Genomic DNA, 23186 nt, shown 5'->3' with positions numbered 1-23186 from the left:
ATCGATAATAAAAAATTTTTTTTAATATGTTTTAAATATATTTTGAAACATTCAGTTTTGAATTTTAATAAAAGGTAATTTAACTGTTTTGATGGAAATCCTTTTTTTTCTTATGAGAACAAATATTTTATTTGTTTTGATTTGATTTATTAAATATCCTAATCCAATACTTTTTTTTAAAACTGGAGAATAACCTCCAGAAGAGACATAACCAATAGTTGTTTCATTTTCATCTATTAATAAATGTCCTTTCCTCGGAATTGTATTTTTATTTTCAATAATAAAGGATATAAATTTTTTATGCTTTTTTTCTTTTTTTTGTTTTTGTAATATTTTTTTCGCTATAAATTTTTTTTCGAATTTAATTATCCAGGATAAATTTGCTTCTATAGGAGTTATTTCTTCAGAAAGATCTTGTCCATACAAACGATACCCCATTTCTAATCTCAATGAATCTCTACTAGCTATCCCGCAAGGGATGATTTTAGATTTTCCTATCTCTAAAACATCATTCCATATTTTCTCTACATTTTCATTGGAAACATAAATTTCTATTCCTTTAGATCCTGTATATCCTGTACAAGAAATTAATACATTTTTTATTCCAGAAAATACTCCTATTTCAAAGTGGTAATAAGAAATTCGATTTAATGGAATATTTGTTAATTTCTGAGCATAAAATAAAGATAAAGGTCCTTGTATAGCTAAAATAGAATATTTTAGAGAAGTGTCTATTAATTCTGTATCGAAATATTCATGTTTTTTAATATGATCATTTATCCATTTTTTATTTTTTTCAATATTAGTTGCATTAACTATTAGTAAAAATTTGTTTTCCAAAATTTTATAAATAACTAAGTCATCTATAATCCCCCCTTTATCATTAATTAAACAAGTATATTGAGCTTGGCCAATTTGGATTTTACAAATATCATTTGTCGTTAGATATTGAATGAGTTTCCCGGAATGTTTTCCTTTCAAAATCAATTTTCCCATATGACTTACATCAAAAATTCCAGCATTGTTTCTTACAAACATATGTTCTGTTAATGAAGAAGTATATTGAATAGGCATGTAAAATCCAGAATAGCAGATCATTTTAGCGCCCAAATCTATGTGATTATCAAATAAAATTGTTTTTTTTATAAAATCTTTGTTCATCATTTTATTTTCCGTTATATTCAACAAAATTATTCTTTGTTTCGTACAGAGTTATTTTTAAGTCTAAATTAGAAGATATTTTTTGATTGATTTTATCCCATATGAAAATAGCTATATTTTCTATAGTGGGATTGATAGATGAGAATTCTTGAATATCTAAATTTATATTTTTATGATCAAAAATTCTTTCCACCTCATCATAAAGAATATATTTCAGTTTTTGCAAATTAAAAACGAATCCAGTTTCTGGGTCTATCTCTCCTGTAAGACTTACAATATATTCGTAATTATGTCCATGATAATTTGAATACGCACATTTTCCAAATATTTCAATATTTTTTTGATCATTCCAATGGTCATTGTAAAGTCTATGTGCGGCACTAAAATATCCTTTTCTATTTATGGTTGCTATCATATTTTAATACATTTTAATTGACTTAAATAATTTTTAACAATAATTTTTAACCAAATGGTATAGGAATCCGGATAAGCATAAATATTTTCAATTAATTCATTTAATGAAATCCATTTCCAATTATCTACCTCTTGAGAATTTATAATTGGAGATTTTTCATAGACACCAACAAAAACATGATCTAATTCATTTTCTATTAAACCATTACTTAAAAGTCCATGGTAAGTAAAATTAAATTTGTGTTCTAAAAAACAGTCAAAACCCATTTCTTCTATTAAACAACGATGTGCTGCTTTTAAAACAGACTCATTTTTTTTAGGATGACTACAACAGGTATTAGTCCAAAGTAAAGAAGAATGATATTTATTTGTTGATCTTTTTTGTAGCATTAAATTGTTTTCTAGATTAAAAATAAAAACAGAAACAGCGCTATGTAGCAATCCTTTTATATGAATTTTTTCTTTTTTTTCAAATCCTATAATTTTATTTTTCATTCCTATTAAAGGAATAAGATCTTCGTTATTTTTTCTTTTTATTTTCATATTTTATTTTTTACTCATTAATTTTCTTTCTTTTTTGAAAAGACAAAATAATAATAATGTAAATTAGTATGATAAGTAATTCTCTTTGCTTTTTTTTTGTTTATGAAAAAAAAAATTCAAGAATTATTAAATGAATTGAATAATTTAAAAAAAAACACATTAATAAACATAATGCAAATTCAATTTATTTTTTTATCTCCTAAATTAAACACTCTGATAGCAAAAATGCCTGTAACTCATAAAGTTTATCAGCCTTTTGGATATCTACATGGAGGGGCCGTTGTGATTCTAGCTGAAAGCGTTGGAAGTTCTATTTCTTTTGTAAACATGAAAAATGAAAAAAAAAACAATTTTCATGTTTTTAGTATTGAAGTTTCTGCAAATCACGTTCGATCCATGAAAAATGGAATTTTGTTTGCAGAAGCTAAAATTTTACATAAAGGAAATACTTTGCATTTTGTTCAAGTTAATATTTTTGACAAAAAAAAAAATATCATTAGTTTTTGTAAACTGACTAATATCATAAAAACAAACCATGTCAATAGAAATTAGTGTTTTTTCTCTATACAAGAAAATTATAAGAAATTATTATAAACATAATAATTTTATTCTTTTTAGAAAACCCTATGATAAAAAGATATTTTTTTATTCCCATTATGCCCATTATGATTGTAACTCTATAAGAGGAAACTTTTTCTTAATTCAAAATTTCAATCAAGATTATGCCATAAAAATATACCCAAAACAAATATATTATGTGAATATACAAGGATTTTATAAAAAACAAGATTTTCATTCTTCTTTTTGGGAAAAGAATTCTTCTTTTTTGACGTATTCTTATGAATATCAAAATTTGATAAAAAAAGCTATTAAAAATATAAAAAAAGGGTTTTTTAAAAAAGTCGTTTTATCCAGATATCTAAAAATTTCTTTCCGAAATTTTCACTTCAAAAATACATTTTTAAAATTAATTTGTGCTTATCCCAATGCTTTAATTAGCTTTTGGTATGATTTTAGACATGGATTTTGGATGGGATGTTCTCCTGAATTGCTAATGAAATGTTATAACAATAAATTAAAAGTTTCATCTTTAGCAGGAACTACTTGGGAAAATAATAAATGGACTAAAAAAGAAATAGAAGAACATGAAATTGTAACAAGATATATCCTTGATTTACTAAAATCTTATAAAGGCTCTATTCATATAAAAAATACTAAAACTATAAAAATAGGATATTTAAAACACTTAGAAACCCCAATTCATTTTTTATTTTATAATCAACCTGATTATTATGACTTATTAAATCGTTTATATCCAACTCCTTCTATATGTGGGTTTCCCAAAAAAGAATCTTTAGATTTCATTCATAAAAATGAAGGATATAAAAGAAATTTTTATACTGGATATATCGGTACAGTAAACCATAATAACATGGAATTGTATCTTAATTTAAGATGTATAAGAATCAAAAAAGATAAAAGAGAAATGACTTTATATGCTGGTAGCGGAATTACTATAGATAGTAATCTTCATCAAGAGTACATAGAAACAGAAAATAAAATCAAAAGTATTTTATCTCAACTTGTTTTCAAATAATTTTTTTTTTCTATAAAATGGTCTTATAATTAAACGTACACTTTTATTGTAATGAAAATATTGAATAATCCAATTTGTTAAAGCTATTACCCTATTTCTGAAACCTACTAAACTGACCAAATGAATAAACATCCAAACAATCCATGCTAAGAATCCTTTTAATTTTAAATAAGGGAAATCACACACAGCTTTATTTCTTCCAATAGTAGCCATGGAACCTAAGTTTTTATAAATAAAAGGTTTCATGTTTTTATTATCATCTAAGAAACAATTAAAATTTTTAGCTAAGTAATTTCCCTGTTGTATAGCAGGTTGAGCCGTCATAGGATGACCATTAGGATAATGTTTATTTCCATTCATATAAGCTATATCTCCAATCGCAAAAATATTTTCATATCTCTTAGCTCTAAGATAGTTATCTACTAAAATTCTATTCCCTTCTATATCTTCTTTTAAAAAACCCTTTATAATAGCTCCTTTTACTCCTGCAGCCCATATTACATTAGAAGATTCTATTTTTTTATTTTTTTCCATAAAAACTATTTCTCCATCATAGTCTTTTACCAAACAATTTAACCAAATAATAACACCTAATTCTTTTAAATTCTTATAGGCTTGTTTAGCGGACTCTTTGGACATTCCATCTAATAATCTAGAAGTAGCTTGTAATAAGTGAATGTTCATATATCGTATATCTAAATCAGGATAATCATGTGGCAATATATATCTTTTCATTTCAGCTAAAGCTCCAGCTAATTCCACTCCAGTAGGTCCTCCTCCTACAATAACAAAAGTCATAAGTCTTTTTTTCTCCTTATCATTTTTTGTTAATAATGCAGATTCAAAATCTTGTAGGATAAGACTTCTTAAATTCAAAGCTTCTGGAATAGATTTCATAGGTAAAGCAAAAGATTCAATATTTTTATTTCCAAAATAATTAGTAACTGATCCCGTAGCCAGAATTAAATAATCATAGGATAAACTCCCCACATTTGTGTAAATTTTCTGTTTTTTTGTATTAATATAATGGACAAAAGCTAATCTAAAGAAAAAATTTTTTGTTTTTTTAATAACATTTCTAATAGAATGCGCTATAGAATCTGGTTCTAACCCTGCTGTAGCTACTTGATATAATAAGGGTTGAAAAGTATGATAATTATTTTTATCTATAAGAATTACTTGAAACTTATCTCTTCTTAATTTTTTCGCTACTTGTAATCCAGCAAAACCAGCACCAATAATAACGACTCTTTTTAGGTTATTTACTTTTGGCGGTATATTCATAGTCAAAAGTTTGACATACTAAGCTAATTTATATATATTTTCATTTTAATTGATAAATTAATAATTTTGTTTAAAAATAGATTTTTATGACTTACTATTTTATTATAGGGACTACTTTTTTGGCAAGTGTTATTGTCAATGCAATATTAAGAAATAAGTTTAGGGCTTACTCTAAACTTTATTTACATTCACATATGAGTGGAAAAGAAATAGCAGAAAAAATGTTAATGGATCATGGAATATCTGACGTTCATGTTCTTTCTGTAGAAGGAGAATTGACAGATCACTATAACCCTATTAATAAAACAATTAATTTAAGTGAAAAAGTTTATAATGATAGAACGGCTGCTTCTATTGCAATAGCGGCCCATGAATGTGGACATGCTTTGCAACATAGATTAGGTTATCATTTATTAAAATTGCGAAATCATTTAGTCCCCATTTTAAATTTAAGTTCTAAATTTGTAAATTTAGCAATAATGTCTGGATTAACTATTTTTTACAGTTCAGGAGGAAAAGATTCTTTGATTCTAAAATTAGGAATAGGATTATTTCTTTTAGTTGTAGTTTTTTCTTTTATTACATTACCAATAGAATTGGACGCAAGTAATAGAGCTTTGACTTGGATTAGAAATAAAAATGTAGTAAATCATCAAGAATACAATAAAGCAAAAGAATCACTAAATTGGGCAGCTATGACTTATGTAATTTCTGCCTTGGGTAGTTTAGCTCAATTGGTGTATTTTTTGTCTTTTATTACTGGAAAAAAAGATGAACATTTTTAGTTATTTTTTTTTCTTTTTTTTATTAGCATTTCTTGGATTTGGACGAAGATTTCCATAGGTTTTGTTTCTTATTTTTCCTCTTCTAGTTTTTTTATCTCCTTTTCCCATGTTGATTAATTATATAATTAGTTTTTTTAACAATTCATGTACTCTATCTGCTTCATTTTTTAAATGATATGTGGATAAGTAATTTTTAATTATTAGGTTGGATTTCTTTTCTCTTATTCTATTAGATATTTGATTGTTTAGACGATCTGTAATTTGATTTTCATTTAAATTATCTCTTTTTATTATTCTTTCAATCATGTCTTTTTGGCGTGAAATTATAGTTATAATAAAATCACATTCTTTGTAGCTTCTACTTTCAAACAATACAGCTGATTCTTTTATTGCATATGTATTTTTTTTTTGGGCTGACATCCATTGTTTAAAATCAAGTGATATCCATGGATGGACAATGCTACATAAAAATTTCAGGGCCATAGAATTTTTGAAAACTATTTTAGATAAAAAAGTTTTATTAATTTTATTTTTTTTATAAGAATCTTGACCAAAAGATTTTATAATATTTTTTTTTATAATTTCTATTTGATTCATTAATATTTTTCCTCTTTGATCTGAGGAATATACAGGTATTCCTTTTTTTTTGAAAAAAGAAGAAAATAAACTTTTACCAGATCCTATTCTTCCTGTTATTCCTATTAATTTTATTTTTTTTGCCATAATATATAATTACTATTTACTATTATTAGTATAACGTAATTGAGTTAATTCTTTTGAAATTGTATTTTTTTCAAGTTTTATTTTTCCTGTAATAGTTTCTAGTATACAAAAATTATCTGTTATATCTATAATTTTACCATGTATTCCTGAATTTGTCACTATATAATTTCCTTTTTTTAAATTTTCCTGAAACTGTTTTTCAATTTTTTGTTTTTTTATTTGAGGACGTATCATAAAAAAATAAAATATAATGAAAATCAATACAAACATACAAATGGTGTTTGCAATAGAATTTTGTTGTAATGAAAAAAACATATATAATTATTTTAGTTAGACACTTTACATGAGTCCTTTTCCTATTTTAAATATTTTATTTTTTTTATATAAAAACTTATATATTTGGTCTAATATTCCATTTATAAAAACTTTACTTTTCTCCATACAAAATATTTTTGTAATTTCTATGTACTCGTTCATAGTTGCTTTAGGTGGTATATTTGGAAAATATAAAAATTCACAAATAGCCATTTGCAATATAATTAAATCTATAATTGCTATTCTTTCTATATCCCAATTATTTGATATATCATTAATTAAATTATTAAATTCTTCTTTATGAAAAATTGTATTTCTATATAAATCGATAATAAATTTTTTATTTTCATTATTATTATAAATATTATATAATTTGAAATTTTTAGGAGTAGAGTGATTAATAAATTGTAAAGTTTTACATACCATATTATGAGCAATATACAGATCTTCTTCTCCATGAAAGAAATATAAATCTTCTATGTATTCTATTAATGTTCTATTCGGTATAACAAAATTTTTATAGCATTTTATTATAAATCTTTTTTCTTCTTCAAAAGAAGAACGGGTTTTTATAGAACATTCTTTGTAAGAATTTGATTTTTTCATTTCTTTCAGAAAGATAAAAATATATTTGTCTTGTTGATTCCATAAAATTTCTACAAAATTTTTTGTATAGCGACATTCCTCTATTAAATATTTATTTTTAGATAATATTTTTATTACTGAGTTAAATGCAATTTTTTTTATGATGTCTGTTTGATCATTATCACATGTGTATTTTTTTAAAGCATTTTCTCTAATTTTTAAGATTAAATAAAGAAGGAAAATATATAGATGATGTAAAAATTCAATACTTCTAAGCATATTTTTTTCAACTTCATTTGAATCCATTTTAGATAAATGTTGAGCATATAAAAATTGTAAACTTCTTATTCTAAAGTGCCGTCTTATTGACATTTTTTTTGTAATAATGTTGATTTTTTTTATGCGCGACAAAATTTTTTGTACAATTATATAAATAAAAGATCAAACTTAAAAAGTTTGTATTTTTGTGTGTTATATGGGTGGTTTATTTGCTTTTAGCAAAAGATATTGTCAAAAGTACAAATTACGTTTGTGTATAGGATTCTTATTAATTTTAGTATCAAACATTTTAACTCTGCTTCCTATTCCTTATATAGGAAAATCTGTTAATACCATAAAAAATCTGTTTACAAACTTTTCAAATACATCAAATTCTCTTTCTTTGAAAAAAGATATTTGCATTTATACTGGCATTATATTAATAGTTCCAATTATAGGTGGATTTGTAAAATATCATATGCGACAATGTATAATTACTACATCTAGAATGATAGAATTTGATATAAAAAACGAAATTTTCTCACATTACCAAAAATTAAGTTTATCTTTTTATAAAAAGAATTCTACAGGAGATTTAATGAATCGTCTTACAGAAGACGTTTCTTTTATAAGACAGTGTATAGGTCCTGGAATAATGTATTTTCTAAATCTTATAATTCTTTTTTTTATGGTTTTTATGCAAATGTTACGTATTAATAAAATACTGACTTTTTATGTTATGTTACCTATACCTATTCTTTTTATTTCTGTTTATTATATTAGTGTTTATATTACTAGTAAAAGCGAAGACGTTCAAAATTTTCAATCTCTTATCTGTTCTTTTATACAAGAAACTTTTTCAGGAATTCACGTTATTAAATCATTTGTATCAGAACCTTTTTTTAAAGCGAAACATAGAAAAATTATATTGAAATACCACAAAAAAAATATAGAATTAGCTAAAATTGATACAATATTATCTTCTGTCATTATATTTTTTATAGGGACTTGTCATTTATTAATTCTATTTTTTGGAGGAAAAAAATATTTTGAAGGTGAAATCAAAGAAATTGGAACTATTGCTGAATTTTTCACATATATAAATGTTTTAATTTTTCCTTTTATTATATTAGGATGGGTAGTTTCTATTTCAGAGAGAGCTAAAGTATCGCAAATTCGTATTAGTGAATTTTTGAAAGAACAACCTGAAATATTGAATAATAATTTGATAAAAACAAAAATATTTGGAAAAGTTCAATTTAAAAATGTAAGTTTTCTTTATTATAAAAACAATATAAATACTCATCATAAAACAATCAATCAAATATCCTTCACTCTAATGAAAGGAAAAACTTTAATCCTAACAGGAGAAACAGGATCAGGAAAAACAACCATAGGAAGATTAATATCTCGTTTATACGATCCGTATCAGGGAGAAGTATTGATAGATAATTTATCGTTAAAAAATCATAATTTATCTAATTTTAGAAATAACATAGGTTATGTTCCTCAAGAATCTTTTCTTTTTTCGGATTCTATTTATAATAATATAGCTTTAGGAAGTGTTGATGAAGTCACTCCATGTAAAGTATATGATGCCGCTAGAATAGCTATGGTAGAAAATGATATACTAAATTTTAGAAATGGATATAAAACCATTGTCGGAGAAAGAGGTATTACTTTATCTGGAGGGCAAAAACAAAGAATATGTATAGCTAGAGCTATTATAAGAAATCCTAGAATTCTTATATTTGACGATAGCTTTTCTGCTATAGATCAAAGAACCAGAAAATTAATGATTTATTATATTAAGGAAAAAATGAAAGACAGTACTATTATTATCATAACACATGATATTTCTTATATTTCTGATTTTGATATGTTTATTGTATTAAAAAACGGAAAAATATTGAAAAATAGAAAATTATAATGATCGTAATATTTTTTTTGTGAAAAATTTATTTTGAAAAAAAAATAGTATAGACCATTTTTTTTGTTTAGATTTGCTTTAATAGGATTATAATATTTTTTGAAATGGACGAAAAAGAAAATATAAAAGAAAGAAATGAAATTTGTTCACGCACTCTAAAAACTGGTAGTAGAACTTATTTTTTTGATGCAAGAGAAACAAGAGCTGGTGACTATTATTTAACAATAACTGAAAGTAAAAAAAATTTTACTGAAACAGGAGAAGTTACTTATAAGAAACACAAAATTTATTTGTACAAAGAAGATTTTTCAAAATTTCAAAGTATACTTGATGATATGATTCGATTTATTATTAATGAAAAAGGAAGAGAAGTCATCTCTGAACGTCATCAAAAAGATTTTAAAAATCATACTACATATAATCAAGAAATTAAGGATGGACAACAAAAAAAGACATCAGAGATAAAAAATTTTACAAATCTTAACTTTGAAGATATTTAAATTGTTTTTTTTATTATATAATTTTTTTTGAATTGAATTATTGAAATTATTTGTAATCAAAAAAGTAATTTAATGGGTTGTTTGTCTTTTATGTTTAATGGAAATATATGGAAACTTATATAAGTATAATGAATGATATTGATACTTTCATATTTGATGTGGATGGAGTATTAACAGATTGTACTTTAAATTTATTTCCTGATGGAAATCTTGTTCGAAGAATGTTTGCTAAAGATGGATATGCAATGCAATTGGCAAACAAAAAAGGATATAATTTATGCATTATTACAAGAGGATCAGACTTAATGGTTTTTAGACGTTTAAGAGGGTTAAATATTCGTTATATTTATCAAGGAGTTGATAATAAAAAAAAATATTTAGATGAATATTGTAATACTTTAAACATTACTAAAAAAAAAGTTTTATATATGGGAGATGATATTCCTGATATTGAAATTATGAAATCTGTAGCTTTACCTTGTTCTCCAATAGACGCGGTTCAAGAGGTTAAAGATATATCTAAATATGTTTCTCCAAAAAAAGGCGGAAAAGGATGTGTGAGAGATGTTATTGAAAAAACGCTGAAAATACAAAAAAACTGGTTTTAGAAACAAAAAAATAGTGTCTTGAATAAAGACACTATTTTTTTGTTAAACCTATTCTATTCATTACATCTTCATTACATCATGCCACCCATTCCTCCTCCACCAGCTCCTGGCATTGGAGGAGCAGCATTAGGTTCATCTTTCTTTATTTCTGTAACAACACATTCAGTAGTTAACAACATTCCTGATACAGAAGCAGCATTTTCTAACGCAACTCTAGCCACTTTAGTAGGATCTATAATTCCTTCCACTATCATATTTTTGTATTCTCCAATTTTTGCGTCATATCCAAAATCTCTTTTTCCTTCCGCAACTTTAGCTACAACTACAGAACCTTCTCCTCCTGCATTGGCAACAATTTGTCGTAATGGCTCTTCAAGAGACCTTCTAACTATTTGTATTCCAGTATCTTGATCTACATTATCTCCTTTTGTATTATCTAGAGATTTAATAGCACGAACTAAAGCCACTCCACCTCCTGCTACTATACCTTCTTCTACAGCTGCTCTTGTTGCATTCAATGCATCATCAACACGATCTTTTTTTTCTTTCATCTCAACTTCAGATGCTGCTCCAACATAAAGAACGGCGACCCCGCCAGCTAACTTAGCAAGACGTTCTTGTAATTTTTCTTTATCATAATCTGATGTTGTAGTTTCTATCTGTGCTTTAATCTGATCTATACGCGCTCTTATATCTTTTTTATTTCCTCCTCCATTAACTATAGTAGTATTATCTTTATCGATAATAACTCTTTCTGCTTTTCCTAGCATATGTAATTTTACATCCTCCAATTTACTTCCTGTTTCTTCAGAAATCACAGTTCCTCCTGTCAGGATAGCAATATCTTCTAGCATCGCTTTTCTTCTATCCCCAAAACCAGGAGCTTTAATAGCCGCTACTTTTAAAGTCCCTCGTATTTTATTAACGACTAATGTCGCTAACGCTTCACCTTCCACTTCTTCAGAGATTATTAATAGAGGTTTACCGGATTGAGCTACAGGTTCCAATATAGGCAACAAATCTTTCATTGCAGCTATTTTTTTATCAGATAACAAAATTTGAGGTTGATCAAATTCTGTTATCATTTTTTCAGTATTTGTAACAAAATAAGGAGATTGATAACCTCTATCAAACTGCATACCTTCAACCACATCTACAGATGTATCTGTTCCTTTCGCCTCTTCAACAGTAATAACGCCTTCTTTCCCTACTTTTTCAAAAGCATCAGCTATTAAAGATCCAGTCTTTTCATCGTTATTTGCAGAAATAGAAGCTACTTGCTTTATTTTTTCTGTATTTCCTCCTACTTCTCTAGATTGTTTTTTTAGATCCTGTATAACTACTTCCAAAGCTTTATCTATTCCTCTTTTTAAATCCATAGGATTGGCTCCAGCCGCCACATTTTTTAATCCTTCCCTAACAATAGCTTGAGCTAATACAGTAGCAGTTGTAGTTCCATCTCCAGCTACATCATTCGTTTTGGATGCTACCTCCTTAACCATTTGAGCCCCTAAGTTTTCTATAGGATCTTCTAATTCTATTTCTTTAGCAACTGTTACCCCATCTTTAGTCACTTGAGGCCCACCAAAAGATTTTTGCAATACTACATTACGACCTTTTGGTCCCAAAGTCACCTTTACAGCATTTGCTAAAGCATCTACTCCTTTTTTTAATTTATCTCTTGCTTCAATATCAAATTTAATATCTTTTGCCATAACTTTTTAAATTTTAATGAATTTTACCTTATTAAATACTATTAAATACTTTACTTTAAATAATAGCTATAATATCAGACTCTCTCATAATGAGATATTCTTCTCCTTCCCATTTTAATTCTGTACCAGAATATTTACCGTACAAAACTCTATCTCCTTCTTTTAAACACATAGGTTCATCTTTCTTTCCTTTTCCCACTGCTATTATAGTCCCTTTTTGTGGTTTTTCTTTCGCTGTATCAGGAATAATAATGCCTGAAGCAGTTTTTGTTTCAGCTGGATCAGGTTGTACAAGAACTCGATCTGCTAAAGGTTTAATCTTAACTTCCACCATATTATAAATAATTTTAAGGTTAACGGTTATAATCGTTCATAGCCAAAAACATGCCAAACGAAAAAAATTTTATTTTTTATTTGTTGAATAAATGTTAAATGTCATTATGGCACATTTTATTTTGATTTTAATAAAAAATTGAAAAATAAAATTAGAAAAAATATGATAATAGATAAAAACCAAGTAACATTTTCCAAAAATGTGTTTGTTCTTTTAACACCCAAAAATCTAAAATTTTTTTCCATAAAAGATTGATGAATGCTTTCTTTTTTAGGATTTTGTATCAAAATCACTAATGAAAGCAAAAGACATGTTGCAACAATAAAAAAACCAAATATAATTATGGACATATTTTCCATACTTATTTATTTTATATTGTATGATTTCACCAGTTATTATTCTGTAAATCATCAAATATTTTACGATACACTTGTATTGTTAATTTCTCTATAATTTTATCAATAACTTCTTTTGAAAAAAGATTTTTTTTATTTTTTTGGAAAACCTCAGATACGACAAAATCTTTCTCCCAATTTTTTTCCGGTTCATAAATATCTTTGTATGATATTCTTGCTGTAACTTTAATTTTTTTTAACGGTTTATCTTCAAGTGGAATAATTGCATAATTTAAAAACACACCTTCCAAAATAACATCTCCATTTTTTAATGCTAAATTAGCAGGATTATGTTTCATAATATAATTTTCAATACTTCTTTTGAAATCAAAAGAAATGGATCTTCTAGGTATATTTACTACTTCTGATATATTTCCTATTTCTATTGTTTTTTTGGTATCAAAAAATAAAGACGAATAATAACAACTATTAAATGTCATATAAAATATGAAAATTAAAATGACCCAAAATTTTTTATAACCCATATTGTTTAATTTTTCGATATAATGTTCTTTCTGAAATCCCTAACTCTTTTGCAGCTTTTCTCCTTTTTCCATTATTTTTTTTCAAAGCCTTTTGAATAAATTCTATCTCTTTTTTTTGCAAAGAAAAAGAAGAGAATTCATTTTTAGATAAATCTTCTTCTACTTCTTCATAATCTAAATCTTCTTCAGATTTAGATGTATCTTCCAACTGAAAAATTGAATCATCTCTGTTTCTGTTATTATGAATCATTTTTTTTCCAAAAACTTTCTCTATAAGTTCTTGATTTTTTTCAAAAAATATAGTATTAGAATCATTTTTAATAAATTGAAAAATAATGTTTTTTAAATCATTTAAATTTTTTTTCATATCAAATAAAATTTTATAGAGAAAATCTCTTTCCCTATCATGAAAAGATGGTTCCACTATATTATGATTAGAAAAAGATATCGACGGAATATTTTCTGGAATATATTCTTTTAATTTTTCCACTGAAATTTCACGTTCAGCTTCTACCACGGAAATTTGTTCTGTAAGATTTTTTAATTGCCTAATATTACCAGGCCATGAATAATTCTCCAAATATTTTAATGACTCTTCATTCAGTGTCACTGGAGGCATATTATATTTTTCTGCAAAATCATTAGAAAATTTTTTAAATAAAAATTTAATATCATTTTTACGAAAACGTAAAGGAGGAACATTTATTTGTACTGTATTTAGACGATAATATAAATCTTCTCTAAATTTTCCTTTTTGTATAGATTCTATCATATTTAAATTAGTAGCAGCAACAACACGTATATTAGTTTTTTGTATTTTGGAAGATCCTACTTTTATAAATTCTCCTGATTCCAATATCCTAAGAAGACGCACTTGCGTCGTCAAAGGCAATTCCCCAACTTCATCTAAAAATATAGTTCCCCCATCTGCCCCTTCAAAGTAACCTTTCCGCATGCTTGTTGCTCCTGTAAAAGAACCCTTTTCATGTCCAAAAAGTTCGCTATCAATGGTACCTTCTGGAATAGCCCCACAATTTACTGCAATATAACCATGATGCTTCCTACAAGAATATTGATGAATTATTTTTGGAATAAATTCTTTCCCTACACCACTTTCCCCAAGAACCAATACAGAAATATCAGTAGGGGCTACTTGTATCGCTTTTTCTAGAGCTCTATGTAGAGCATAATCATATCCAATGATTCCAAACTTTTGTTTTATATTTTGGATAAAAATGGATTCCATGTTTTATTTTTTACATCATTTATAATGATTTTCCTATTAAAGTTGCAGATGTAGCATCTATAATTTTAACATACGCTATATCTCCTATATATAGTGATTTTTTAGGAAAAACTACAACTAAATTTTGTGTGTTTCTTCCATACCAATATTGATTATTTTTCTTCGAAATTCCTTCTATTAAAACTTCTTCTATTTTATCTAAATGTTCTTGCATTCTATAAAATGAATGATTTCTTTGTAAACCAATAATCTCTATTAATCGCTTTTTCTTTATATGTTCAGGGACATTGTCTTTTAGTTTCCTGTAAGCATAAGTACCAGGCCTTGGAGAATAAGAAAACATATAACCATAATTATATTTAATTTCATTCATCAAACTTATGGTGTCTTGATGATCTTCTTCATTTTCATTACAGAACCCACTAATAATATCATGAGAAATAGAACATTCAGGTATAATATCTTTGATTTTTTTAACTAAAAGAAGATATTTTTCCCGTGTGTATTTTCTATTCATTAATTTTAATATTTTGTTACTTCCAGACTGAACAGGTAAATGAATATGTTTACAAATATTTGTATGTTTAGAAATTACTTTTAATACTTCATCAGACATATCATGAGGATTAGATGTAGAAAATCTAATTCTCATAAAAGGGACTTCTTGAGCTAGAAGATCCAAAAGTTTAGAAAAATCTACAATACTTTTATGGCTTTTAGCTTCATTTTCTTCTCCCCACACATAAGAATCTACATTTTGCCCTAAAAGTGTTATTTCTTTATAACCATTCTGATATAAACGTTTGCATTCCTTTATTATGGAATATGGATCACGACTTCTTTCTCTTCCTCTAGTAAAAGGGACAATACAAAATGTACACATATTGTTACAACCTCTTGTTATGCTTAAAAAGGTAGTTATTTTATTGTTATTCTGTTTCTTTAAATTTATGAAACTTATATCAGCATAAGTTTCATTGTTTTTAACACTGGAAAAATACTGTTTTCCCGCCATAGAATAATAAATAAAATTATGGATTTCTCTATAAGAATCTGGCTTAACAAAAAAATCTACTATTTTCTGGTGTATAAAAAAATTTTTAATTGTCTTTGAAAAACATCCTATTACTCCAATCCAAATTTTTTTCTTTTTTTTAATAAACTTTAATTGTTCCAGTCTTTTTTTTAAAGTAAATTCTGCTTTTTCCCGAATAGAACAAGCATTTAATAATATTATGTCTGACTTATCTAAATTTTCAGATAAAATAAAACCATTTTTCAACAAAATGGAAGTAATAATATCACTATCTGATATGTTCATTTGACAACCATAATTTTCAATGTAAAAACTTTTATTATTCATATATATTTTTTACAATAAAAATACATAATGTCATTATGACATAAATTATATATGAAGAATTTTTTTAGCAAAAAAAATCATATTTTTTTTTCCTGTGGATTTTTCTTTAACATTAGAAAGTTTAACTACTGATATCCATTTTTTTTTTTCTTCCGGAAGTGCTTTAACCATTTTTATGACCATGTTCATGGAAGGAACACCGACATCATTAGTAAAATTAGTTCCTATTCCAAAACAAGCATCTATTTTGTTTTTACAAAAAGAAGAAATATAAGCGACTTTACATGGGTCAAGATTATCTGAAAATATAATTTTTTTTCTTATAGGATTTATTTTAAATTTTTTGTAATGTTTAATAGTTTCTTTGGCAAAAAAAATAGGATCCCCACTATCATGTCTCACTCCTTTGAAGATATTTGAAAGTTTTTCATCAAAGTTTTTAAAAAAAATTGGAGAAGTATATGTATCAGATAAAGCTATCCCTAGTTTTCCTTTATAAATATTCAACCAATTTTCCATAGCCAAACGATCTGCAATGTTAAACCCATATTTTGCTGCATGAAACATTATCCATTCATGACCTTGTGTCCCTATTGGTTTTATTGAAAAAATATGAGAAAGATGAACATTACTACTCCCCATAAAAAATGGGTCGCCTTCTTCTGTTAATGTTTTTAATACTAATTTATGAACTTTATAAGAATGTCTTCTTCTTGTTCCATATTCTCCAATTTTAACTTTTAATTTTTTATATTTTTTTAATTTTTCTTTTGTTATATTTTTAATTTTGTTTTCTGATATTTTTTTAGCTCCTGTTAATCTATAATATAATTCAGATATAATGGCCATTAAAGGGACTTCCCATAATATAGTGCTGCTCCATAAACCTTCTATATACATTTGTATATTTTTTCCTTTTTGAAATATATTTACTTCTTTTGGATTATATTGATATTTTTTTAAAAAATCTAGATAAGAAGAATCTAAATAAGGACAATATTTTTCTAAATAAATTCTTTCTTCTTCCGAAAGTTTTAAATAAGCCATTTTGTTTAAATTTTCTTTCAGAATTTTATCAAAATTTTTAGGAAAAGAATGCCGGCCTCTATTGATAAATTCATATTTAGCTTTAGCTGATGGAAATAATTTAATTACAGCATTTTGCATTGTAAACTTATAAAAATCATTATCCAATAATGATGACACAATAGAAAAATTATTCATTATAGTTATTAAAAAAAAATTTTAAAAATTTAATACAAAAAAATTCCCAAATTTTATTTGGGATTCTTTATCTTCATAATAAGAAAATAAATCATTATTTAAAATTCCTTCTTAACTTAATATTATATCAAGTAATATATTTTTCTTTTTTAGAAAAAATATTTCTCTAAATTTGCTTTTAAAACAATTTATTTTCAATTATGGACAACACGAAATTATACGTAGGAAATTTATCTTACGATATGACAGAACAAGAGTTAAAAAAATATTTCGAATCTGTAGGAGAAGTTACTCATGCCAAAATAATTTTTGATGAATCTACATCAAATAAAAAAAGTAAAGGATTTGGATTTATAGAAATGTCTAGCGAAGAAAATGCTAAACAAGCTATAGAAAAATTAAATGGGACAGAGTTTATGGGACGAAATATTATTGTATCTGCAGCTAGACCAAGAGCGAGAAAAGATTATTAATTATTATTTTTCCTTTTATATGCTATATATGTTGGACGCTTACATCTGTAAATTATCATTATGAAATAAAAATTATATTCTTATGAAAAAATTATATGGAACAGGTGTAGCGTTAGTTACTCCTTTTAAAAAGGATGGAAAGATTGATTTCAATGGGCTTGAAAAGCTTGTGAAATATGTTGTGAATAATAATGTAGATTATCTAGTTGCATTGGGGACAACAGCAGAGACAGCAACCTTAAAAAAGGAAGAAAAATGGGATGTGGTAAAATGTATTCAAAGGGTAAATTATAAAAAACTTCCTTTAATATTGGGATTAGGAGGAAACAACACAGAAAATGTTATAAAAGAAATAAATAGCATAAAAAACTTATCGGATTTTTATGCTATTCTTTCAGTTTCTCCTTATTATAACAACCCTTCTCAGGAAGGAATATATCAACACTTTAAATCAATTGTTGATCAGACAGGATCGGATATTATTCTTTATAATGTTCCTAAAAGAACAGGTTCTAATATTATGCCAGATACTGTTTTACGTTTAGCTTATAATTTCAAAAATATAATAGGCGTTAAGGAAGCTTCTGGAGATGTTTTACAATCTTATAAAATTTTAGAAAATAAACCCCAAGATTTTAGTGTCATATCAGGGGATGATTTTATAACTTTACCTGTTGTATTAGGTGGAGGAGAAGGGGTGATTTCTGTAATTGCTCAAGGGTTTCCTGATCAAATTTCTAATATGGTATCTCTAGCAAGGGACAATAATATCAAAAAAGCTTTTTCTATTTTTTATAATATTCTTGATATAATAGATCTTATTTATGAAGAAGGAAATCCTACAGGAATTAAAACTTTATTAGATATAATAGGAATATGTAATTCATATGTGAGATTACCATTATTAATGGGGACTCCATATTTAAGAAAAAAGATGTTACTTTTATTAAAAAAAATAAAAAGTATATGATATGCTTAGTGAAAAAATACAAAAAGGATTAACAAGGCAGTTGAATAGAGAATCAGAATCTTCTCAATTATATTTGTCTATGGCGTCTTGGTCTGAGAGAAAAGGTTACGAAGGAGTATGTGAATTTTTATATGATCATTCAAATGAAGAAAGAATTCACATGTTAAAATTGATTAGATATATCAATAAAAGAGGAGGAAATGCTATTTTGAATAATGATAGGATGTTAATTCCAAACATTACATCTTTATCTTTGAAAGAATTATTTATGAAATTATTTGAACATGAAAAAACAATTTCTAAAGAAATAAATCTTTTGGTAGAAATCTCTTTGCAAGAAAAAGATTATTTTACATATAATTTTTTGCAATGGTATGTTAAAGAGCAAATAGAAGAAGAAAGTTTAATTAAAACGATTTTAGATAAAATAGAATTAATAAGAGAAGATAAAGGAGGATTATATTTGTTTGATAAAGACATGAAAAATTTTCATAAAAATTTTGAATAAAATTATTTTTTTTATATCAGTATTATCGATTCCTTTCCTTCATAAAGGATGTTTTACAGATATCACTGAAAAAATTTCATATGAAGATCAAATCTTGTTTGAAAAAGGAAGACGTTATTTTCTTTCGTCCCCAAATTTCGATTTGGATCAAACAAAAACTAAGATTGCAATTGAAAAATTAAGTCAGTTTATTAAGGACTATCCTAATAGTACAAAAGTAAAAGAAGTTTATAATTTTATTGAAAAGTTATTGAATAAAATAGAAAAAAAGGATTATAATATTGCTAATTATTATTTTTTAACACAAAAATATCAGTCTTCTTTGATTTGTTTTCAAGACTTTATTAAAAATTTTCCAAAAAGCTCTTTAAAAGAAGAAGCTATGTACAAAATTTGTGTATGTCAACATAAACTCAGTAATAGGAAAAATTTTATAAAATCATACGATGAGTACATGAAAAATTTTCCATATTCTTCTAATGCAAAAAAATTAGAAATTTTATATAAAAATTAGAACATAAATTGCATGAATTTTTTAATAGATATTAATGTCCCAATAAATACAGAAACTATAGATCGTATTCAATTAGAAAAGAAATCAGGAAAAAATATATATGAAACTATATGTATTTTAGAAAAAATAAGTCAGAAAATTTTTAATCAAATTAAAGAGGATTTATATGCTAAATTGGATGAATTTAATCCTATGAATATGAATAAAAATAATTTAGAAGAAACTTTTGAAAATAAAGAACAAATTGAATTGTCAAGATTCTATGAAAAACTTCCAAAATCTACATCTATTTCTATTCAATATTTGCTGAATGGAAAAATTCAAATTTAATTATTTATTTTTTTATGAAAATCTTTTATAAATTTATCCAATCCTATGTTGGTTAATGGATGATTCAGCAAAGAATAAATAATATTTATGGGAGTAGTTATGGCGTATACCCCAATTTTAAAACATTCTACGATATGTAAAGGATGACGTATAGAGGCTGCTAATATTTTTGTTTCAAAACAATAATTTTCGTATATACTTTTGATTTCTTGTATTAAATTCAATCCGTTATAAGATACGTCATCTAATCTCCCTACGAATGGAGAAACATAAGTAGCTCCAGCTTTCGCTGCTAAAATAGCTTGTCCTGTAGAAAAAATAAGAGTACAATTGGTTTTAATTTTTTTATTGGAAAGATATTTAATAGTCTTAATTCCGTTTTTTGTTATAGGTATTTTTACTACAATTTTTGGATGCAATAAAGCAAGTTTCTCCCCCTCTTTAATCATATCAGTATAGTTAGTACTGATAACTTCTGCACTCACATTTTCATCATTTTTCAAACGTTTACATATAGCTATATAATGTTCATAAATTTCTTTGTGACTAAAAAGAGATTCTTTTGATATCAAAGATGGATTTGTCGTAATTCCATCTAACATACCTAATGATCTCGCCTCATCAATTTCTTTTAAATTAGCTGTATCTATAAAAAACTTCATAATTAATTATACTTGTATATCTGAACAAATTTATAATATTTTCAAGAAAGTCTTTTTATTTTATTGTTTTCTTTTTCATAAATTATTAAACAGAAAAAACTGTAAATTTATATGTTTTATTTATTTATATTATGATATATGCAGCATTTTGATGTTATTATTTTAGGAAGTGGCCCTGGAGGCTATGTGGCTTCTATACGTGCAGCACAACTTGGAATGAAAACAGCTATTGTGGAAAAAGAATCAATTGGAGGAATATGCTTAAATTGGGGCTGTATCCCTACTAAATCGCTTTTAAATAACGCAAAAATTCTACAATCCATAAAGAAAAATGGGGAATTATTTGGTGTAAAAAATCAAGATATTAAGGTAAATTACCCTAAAATTCTTTACAAAAGCAGAACAATCGTTGATAAACTCAAAAAAAGTGTTTCATTTTTAATAAAAAAAAATGGAGTTCATGTTATTTTTGGAAATGCACAACTAAAAAAAAGAAAAAAAATAGAAATTTTTAAAAATGAAAAAAGCATAGGAGAATATTCAGCCTCAAATATTGTTATTGCTACTGGTGCAATTCCTAAAATTGACACAAGATTTCAATATGACAGAAAAAAAATTATAACATATAAAGAAGCGTTGTCCTTGTCTTCATTACCCAAAAAAATGATAATTGTAGGTTCTGGTTCTATAGGATTGGAATTTGCATATTTTTATCATTCTATGGGGACAAAAGTTACTGTCATAGAAGTATGCTCTAAATTGTATCCAAATGGGGATGATGATATATCTGACTATTTGAAACATTATTTTGATAAAATAGGAATTCAAAACTATGTGTCTTCTAGTATAAATAAAATCACTTATAATAATGAAACTTTTGAAATTATTGTTGACATTAAAACCCCGTTGGAAAATATTGTATTAAAAACTGATACTATTCTATCCGCTATAGGAGTGGTTCCTAATATTAAATATATTGGATTGGAAGAAGTAGGAATTCAAACAGAAAGAGGATTTATAGTCGTAGATGAAAATTATCGTACGAATATAGATGGGTATTATGCTATAGGAGACGTAATTAATACCCCTTCTTTAGCTCATGTTGCATCGCATGAAGCAATAAATTGTATTGAAAATATAAAAGGTTTAAATTGTCAGAAAATAAATTACAATAATGTTCCAAAATGTGTTTATTCACTTCCTGAAATGGCTTCAGTAGGTTATACAGAGAAAGAGTCTAAAGAAAAAGGATTTAAAATAAAAGTAGGAAAATTTCCTTTTAGTGCTTTAGGTAGATCTATTTCTGATGAAAATACTGATGGTTTTGTAAAAGTAATTTTTGATGATAAATATGATGAATGGTTAGGATGTCATATGATAGGGAATCATGTTACAGATTTAATTTCAGAAGTGGTAGTTGCTAGAAAACTCGAAACAACTAGCTATGAAATTTTGGGAAGTATACATCCTCACCCTTCATTAAGTGAATCTATTATAGAATCTATAGCTAACGCTTATGGAAAAGCAATTCATTTATAAGTTTATCAATTAAAAAAAACACTCTTCTTCTATTTCTATATTTCCACACACATATATTGTTTTTATTTTGTACTCAATGAGTACACGTTAAAATTCATATACTATGTCTTCTTTACATGAAATTCATAATTTTTATTGTTTTATGATACATATTATATTGTTTGGCCCACCAGGTTGTGGAAAAGGAACTCAAGCTAAAATCATATCAAATAAATTTGGTTTCATACATTTATCTACTGGAATGATATTCAGAAATCATATAAAAAGAAAAACTAATCTGGGAAAATTAGCGAGTTATTATATCAATAAAGGAGCATTAGTGCCTGATCGAATAACCACAAATATGTTAAATACAGAAATTCAAAAACATTTTAAAGCCAAAGGAATTATTTATGATGGATATCCTAGAACTAAAAATCAGATTTTTTCTCTAGAAAAAGTATTAAAAAAATTTTGTTTGGGAAAAATTAATATAATTTTCTATTTTTTTATTTCAAAAAAAATGATAATAAATAGATTATTAAAAAGAGGGGAAACAAGTAATCGTAATGATGACATAGATATTATTACAGTTCAAAGGAGAATAAAAGAATATGATAAAGAAACTTCTTTGATATGGAAAAATCATAAATGTAAAAATAATATAGTAAAATTAAACGCTTCTTTATCTGTAGATAAAATTTCTATTTTTATAGAAAAAAAAATTCTGAATTTATTATATTAAT

The 23186-nt window shown here is 25.7% G+C and carries 29 protein-coding genes; 13 read left to right on the top strand and 16 right to left on the bottom strand.

Going from position 1 to position 23186, the window contains the following annotated elements:
* Positions 1–51: 51 nt before the first annotated feature.
* From gcvT to idi, 3 genes are read right to left on the bottom strand one after another with little or no spacing between them, the layout of a single operon-like run.
* The gene (gene gcvT, locus H0H54_RS02220) at positions 52–1161 is read right to left on the bottom strand and encodes a glycine cleavage system aminomethyltransferase GcvT (protein WP_185863543.1); all 1110 of its coding nucleotides are present in this window, start codon (positions 1159–1161) and stop codon (positions 52–54) included.
* Positions 1162–1165: 4 nt separating this feature from the next.
* Complete coding sequence (locus H0H54_RS02215) at positions 1166–1576, bottom strand: 6-pyruvoyl trahydropterin synthase family protein (protein ID WP_185863110.1); 411 nt, start codon at positions 1574–1576, stop codon at positions 1166–1168.
* Positions 1573–2118, bottom strand: coding sequence for an isopentenyl-diphosphate Delta-isomerase (gene idi, locus H0H54_RS02210; RefSeq protein WP_185863109.1), 546 nt, complete (start codon positions 2116–2118; stop codon positions 1573–1575). Before idi ends, H0H54_RS02215 begins: the two co-directional genes overlap by 4 nt.
* Positions 2119–2220: 102 nt before the next feature.
* Between idi and H0H54_RS02205 the strand changes: the two genes are divergently transcribed.
* Positions 2221–2670, top strand: coding sequence for a hotdog fold thioesterase (locus H0H54_RS02205; RefSeq protein WP_185863108.1), 450 nt, complete (start codon positions 2221–2223; stop codon positions 2668–2670).
* Entirely contained in the window at positions 2654–3715 is a 1062-nt protein-coding gene (locus H0H54_RS02200; RefSeq protein WP_185863107.1) for a chorismate-binding protein, read from the top strand. Before H0H54_RS02205 ends, H0H54_RS02200 begins: the two co-directional genes overlap by 17 nt.
* Here the strand turns inward: H0H54_RS02200 and H0H54_RS02195 are convergent.
* The gene (locus H0H54_RS02195; protein WP_185863106.1) at positions 3692–4999 is read right to left on the bottom strand and encodes an NAD(P)/FAD-dependent oxidoreductase; all 1308 of its coding nucleotides are present in this window, start codon (positions 4997–4999) and stop codon (positions 3692–3694) included. The genes H0H54_RS02200 and H0H54_RS02195 overlap by 24 nt on opposite strands.
* 86 nt (positions 5000–5085) lie before the next feature.
* On the opposite strand from H0H54_RS02195, the gene H0H54_RS02190 reads away from it, so the two are divergent.
* Positions 5086–5784 (top strand): zinc metallopeptidase, encoded by a 699-nt coding sequence (locus H0H54_RS02190; protein WP_185863105.1) that lies wholly within the window; start codon positions 5086–5088, stop codon positions 5782–5784.
* Here the strand turns inward: H0H54_RS02190 and H0H54_RS02185 are convergent, their stop codons facing one another.
* Genes H0H54_RS02185 through nusB form a run of 4 tightly spaced genes read right to left on the bottom strand, consistent with a single transcriptional unit; the run spans position 5785 to position 7779 of the window.
* Positions 5785–5892 carry a 30S ribosomal protein THX gene (locus H0H54_RS02185; RefSeq protein ID WP_185863104.1) on the bottom strand — a complete coding sequence of 36 codons (108 nt, stop codon included), beginning with the start codon at positions 5890–5892 and terminating at the stop codon, positions 5785–5787.
* A gap of 9 nt (positions 5893–5901) precedes the next feature.
* Entirely contained in the window at positions 5902–6507 is a 606-nt protein-coding gene (coaE, locus tag H0H54_RS02180) for a dephospho-CoA kinase (protein WP_185863103.1), read from the bottom strand.
* A 12-nt stretch (positions 6508–6519) separates the two neighbouring features.
* On the bottom strand, positions 6520–6822 hold the full coding sequence (gene yajC, locus H0H54_RS02175) for a preprotein translocase subunit YajC (protein ID WP_185863102.1): 303 nt from the start codon (positions 6820–6822) through the stop codon (positions 6520–6522).
* Positions 6823–6846: 24 nt separating this feature from the next.
* Positions 6847–7779, bottom strand: coding sequence for a transcription antitermination factor NusB (gene nusB, locus H0H54_RS02170; RefSeq protein ID WP_185863101.1), 933 nt, complete (start codon positions 7777–7779; stop codon positions 6847–6849).
* A 103-nt stretch (positions 7780–7882) separates the two neighbouring features.
* On the opposite strand from nusB, the gene H0H54_RS02165 reads away from it, so the two are divergent.
* The 3 genes from H0H54_RS02165 (at position 7883) to H0H54_RS02155 (ending at position 10703) form a co-directional block, all read left to right on the top strand.
* Positions 7883–9595: an ABC transporter ATP-binding protein gene (locus H0H54_RS02165; protein ID WP_185863100.1), complete on the top strand. Its 1713-nt coding sequence runs from the start codon at positions 7883–7885 to the stop codon at positions 9593–9595.
* A gap of 104 nt (positions 9596–9699) precedes the next feature.
* On the top strand, positions 9700–10095 hold the full coding sequence (locus H0H54_RS02160) for a DUF3276 family protein (protein ID WP_185863099.1): 396 nt from the start codon (positions 9700–9702) through the stop codon (positions 10093–10095).
* A 107-nt stretch (positions 10096–10202) separates the two neighbouring features.
* Positions 10203–10703, top strand: coding sequence for a KdsC family phosphatase (locus tag H0H54_RS02155; RefSeq protein ID WP_185863098.1), 501 nt, complete (start codon positions 10203–10205; stop codon positions 10701–10703).
* 71 nt (positions 10704–10774) lie between these two features.
* Here the strand turns inward: H0H54_RS02155 and groL are convergent, their stop codons facing one another.
* From groL to pncB, 7 genes are all read right to left on the bottom strand, one after another.
* Entirely contained in the window at positions 10775–12418 is a 1644-nt protein-coding gene (groL, locus tag H0H54_RS02150) for a chaperonin GroEL (RefSeq protein WP_185863097.1), read from the bottom strand.
* Between the two features lie 55 nt (positions 12419–12473).
* Positions 12474–12752 carry a co-chaperone GroES gene (locus H0H54_RS02145; RefSeq protein ID WP_185863096.1) on the bottom strand — a complete coding sequence of 93 codons (279 nt, stop codon included), beginning with the start codon at positions 12750–12752 and terminating at the stop codon, positions 12474–12476.
* Between the two features lie 116 nt (positions 12753–12868).
* Entirely contained in the window at positions 12869–13102 is a 234-nt protein-coding gene (gene secG, locus H0H54_RS02140; protein WP_317168479.1) for a preprotein translocase subunit SecG, read from the bottom strand.
* Between the two features lie 35 nt (positions 13103–13137).
* Positions 13138–13587, bottom strand: a complete 450-nt coding sequence (locus H0H54_RS02135) for a hypothetical protein (protein ID WP_238784767.1) — start codon at positions 13585–13587, stop codon at positions 13138–13140.
* A 34-nt stretch (positions 13588–13621) separates the two neighbouring features.
* Positions 13622–14878: a sigma-54 interaction domain-containing protein gene (locus H0H54_RS02130; protein ID WP_185863093.1), complete on the bottom strand. Its 1257-nt coding sequence runs from the start codon at positions 14876–14878 to the stop codon at positions 13622–13624.
* A gap of 19 nt (positions 14879–14897) precedes the next feature.
* On the bottom strand, positions 14898–16241 hold the full coding sequence (gene miaB / locus H0H54_RS02125) for a tRNA (N6-isopentenyl adenosine(37)-C2)-methylthiotransferase MiaB (RefSeq protein ID WP_185863092.1): 1344 nt from the start codon (positions 16239–16241) through the stop codon (positions 14898–14900).
* 45 nt (positions 16242–16286) lie between these two features.
* A complete protein-coding gene (pncB, locus tag H0H54_RS02120; protein WP_185863091.1) occupies positions 16287–17465 on the bottom strand; it encodes a nicotinate phosphoribosyltransferase in 1179 nt (392 codons plus the stop codon).
* Between the two features lie 200 nt (positions 17466–17665).
* Here pncB and H0H54_RS02115 point away from each other — a divergent pair, with 200 nt between their 5' ends.
* The 5 genes from H0H54_RS02115 to H0H54_RS02095 all read left to right on the top strand — a co-directional run bounded on the left by H0H54_RS02115 (position 17666) and on the right by H0H54_RS02095 (position 20260).
* Positions 17666–17938 carry an RNA recognition motif domain-containing protein gene (locus tag H0H54_RS02115; RefSeq protein ID WP_185863090.1) on the top strand — a complete coding sequence of 91 codons (273 nt, stop codon included), beginning with the start codon at positions 17666–17668 and terminating at the stop codon, positions 17936–17938.
* 82 nt (positions 17939–18020) lie between these two features.
* A complete protein-coding gene (gene dapA / locus H0H54_RS02110; RefSeq protein ID WP_185863089.1) occupies positions 18021–18908 on the top strand; it encodes a 4-hydroxy-tetrahydrodipicolinate synthase in 888 nt (295 codons plus the stop codon).
* Position 18909: 1 nt separating this feature from the next.
* Positions 18910–19416, top strand: coding sequence for a ferritin (locus tag H0H54_RS02105; RefSeq protein WP_185863088.1), 507 nt, complete (start codon positions 18910–18912; stop codon positions 19414–19416).
* Positions 19409–19930 (top strand): outer membrane protein assembly factor BamD, encoded by a 522-nt coding sequence (locus H0H54_RS02100; protein WP_185863087.1) that lies wholly within the window; start codon positions 19409–19411, stop codon positions 19928–19930. The genes H0H54_RS02105 and H0H54_RS02100 overlap by 8 nt, the downstream gene beginning before the upstream one ends.
* 12 nt (positions 19931–19942) lie before the next feature.
* Positions 19943–20260: a hypothetical protein gene (locus H0H54_RS02095; RefSeq protein ID WP_185863086.1), complete on the top strand. Its 318-nt coding sequence runs from the start codon at positions 19943–19945 to the stop codon at positions 20258–20260.
* Here the strand turns inward: H0H54_RS02095 and fsa are convergent.
* Entirely contained in the window at positions 20257–20922 is a 666-nt protein-coding gene (gene fsa / locus H0H54_RS02090; protein ID WP_185863085.1) for a fructose-6-phosphate aldolase, read from the bottom strand. The genes H0H54_RS02095 and fsa overlap by 4 nt on opposite strands.
* A 138-nt stretch (positions 20923–21060) precedes the next feature.
* Between fsa and lpdA the strand changes: the two genes are divergently transcribed.
* Together lpdA and H0H54_RS02080 are read left to right on the top strand one after the other, a co-directional pair.
* Positions 21061–22461 carry a dihydrolipoyl dehydrogenase gene (lpdA, locus tag H0H54_RS02085; RefSeq protein ID WP_185863084.1) on the top strand — a complete coding sequence of 467 codons (1401 nt, stop codon included), beginning with the start codon at positions 21061–21063 and terminating at the stop codon, positions 22459–22461.
* A gap of 103 nt (positions 22462–22564) precedes the next feature.
* Positions 22565–23185: a nucleoside monophosphate kinase gene (locus tag H0H54_RS02080; protein WP_394366888.1), complete on the top strand. Its 621-nt coding sequence runs from the start codon at positions 22565–22567 to the stop codon at positions 23183–23185.
* Position 23186 lies beyond the last annotated feature (1 nt).

The sequence above is a fragment of the Blattabacterium cuenoti genome (assembly GCF_014251815.1).
GTDB lineage: Bacteria > Bacteroidota > Bacteroidia > Flavobacteriales > Blattabacteriaceae > Blattabacterium > Blattabacterium cuenoti_E.
The sequence above is the reverse complement of the archived record's forward strand: the minus strand, read 5'-3'. Positions and strand labels throughout refer to the sequence as shown.

Bases quoted from the DNA above. Each gene is read 5' to 3' on its own strand.
- gcvT (WP_185863543.1), bottom strand. From the start codon at position 1,161: ATGAACAAAGATTTTATAAAAAAAACAATTTTATTTGATAATCACATA.
- H0H54_RS02215 (WP_185863110.1), bottom strand. From the start codon at position 1,576: ATGATAGCAACCATAAATAGAAAAGGATATTTTAGTGCCGCACATAGA.
- idi (WP_185863109.1), bottom strand. From the start codon at position 2,118: ATGAAAATAAAAAGAAAAAATAACGAAGATCTTATTCCTTTAATAGGA.
- H0H54_RS02205 (WP_185863108.1), top strand. From the start codon at position 2,221: ATGAAAAAAAAAATTCAAGAATTATTAAATGAATTGAATAATTTAAAA.
- H0H54_RS02200 (WP_185863107.1), top strand. From the start codon at position 2,654: ATGTCAATAGAAATTAGTGTTTTTTCTCTATACAAGAAAATTATAAGA.
- H0H54_RS02195 (WP_185863106.1), bottom strand. From the start codon at position 4,999: ATGAATATACCGCCAAAAGTAAATAACCTAAAAAGAGTCGTTATTATT.
- H0H54_RS02190 (WP_185863105.1), top strand. From the start codon at position 5,086: ATGACTTACTATTTTATTATAGGGACTACTTTTTTGGCAAGTGTTATT.
- H0H54_RS02185 (WP_185863104.1), bottom strand. From the start codon at position 5,892: ATGGGAAAAGGAGATAAAAAAACTAGAAGAGGAAAAATAAGAAACAAA.
- coaE (WP_185863103.1), bottom strand. From the start codon at position 6,507: ATGGCAAAAAAAATAAAATTAATAGGAATAACAGGAAGAATAGGATCT.
- yajC (WP_185863102.1), bottom strand. From the start codon at position 6,822: ATGTTTTTTTCATTACAACAAAATTCTATTGCAAACACCATTTGTATG.
- nusB (WP_185863101.1), bottom strand. From the start codon at position 7,779: ATGTCAATAAGACGGCACTTTAGAATAAGAAGTTTACAATTTTTATAT.
- H0H54_RS02165 (WP_185863100.1), top strand. From the start codon at position 7,883: ATGGGTGGTTTATTTGCTTTTAGCAAAAGATATTGTCAAAAGTACAAA.
- H0H54_RS02160 (WP_185863099.1), top strand. From the start codon at position 9,700: ATGGACGAAAAAGAAAATATAAAAGAAAGAAATGAAATTTGTTCACGC.
- H0H54_RS02155 (WP_185863098.1), top strand. From the start codon at position 10,203: ATGGAAACTTATATAAGTATAATGAATGATATTGATACTTTCATATTT.
- groL (WP_185863097.1), bottom strand. From the start codon at position 12,418: ATGGCAAAAGATATTAAATTTGATATTGAAGCAAGAGATAAATTAAAA.
- H0H54_RS02145 (WP_185863096.1), bottom strand. From the start codon at position 12,752: ATGGTGGAAGTTAAGATTAAACCTTTAGCAGATCGAGTTCTTGTACAA.
- secG (WP_317168479.1), bottom strand. From the start codon at position 13,102: ATGTCCATAATTATATTTGGTTTTTTTATTGTTGCAACATGTCTTTTG.
- H0H54_RS02135 (WP_238784767.1), bottom strand. From the start codon at position 13,587: ATGACATTTAATAGTTGTTATTATTCGTCTTTATTTTTTGATACCAAA.
- H0H54_RS02130 (WP_185863093.1), bottom strand. From the start codon at position 14,878: ATGGAATCCATTTTTATCCAAAATATAAAACAAAAGTTTGGAATCATT.
- miaB (WP_185863092.1), bottom strand. From the start codon at position 16,241: ATGAATAATAAAAGTTTTTACATTGAAAATTATGGTTGTCAAATGAAC.
- pncB (WP_185863091.1), bottom strand. From the start codon at position 17,465: ATGAATAATTTTTCTATTGTGTCATCATTATTGGATAATGATTTTTAT.
- H0H54_RS02115 (WP_185863090.1), top strand. From the start codon at position 17,666: ATGGACAACACGAAATTATACGTAGGAAATTTATCTTACGATATGACA.
- dapA (WP_185863089.1), top strand. From the start codon at position 18,021: ATGAAAAAATTATATGGAACAGGTGTAGCGTTAGTTACTCCTTTTAAA.
- H0H54_RS02105 (WP_185863088.1), top strand. From the start codon at position 18,910: ATGCTTAGTGAAAAAATACAAAAAGGATTAACAAGGCAGTTGAATAGA.
- H0H54_RS02095 (WP_185863086.1), top strand. From the start codon at position 19,943: ATGAATTTTTTAATAGATATTAATGTCCCAATAAATACAGAAACTATA.
- fsa (WP_185863085.1), bottom strand. From the start codon at position 20,922: ATGAAGTTTTTTATAGATACAGCTAATTTAAAAGAAATTGATGAGGCG.
- lpdA (WP_185863084.1), top strand. From the start codon at position 21,061: ATGCAGCATTTTGATGTTATTATTTTAGGAAGTGGCCCTGGAGGCTAT.
- H0H54_RS02080 (WP_394366888.1), top strand. From the start codon at position 22,565: ATGTCTTCTTTACATGAAATTCATAATTTTTATTGTTTTATGATACAT.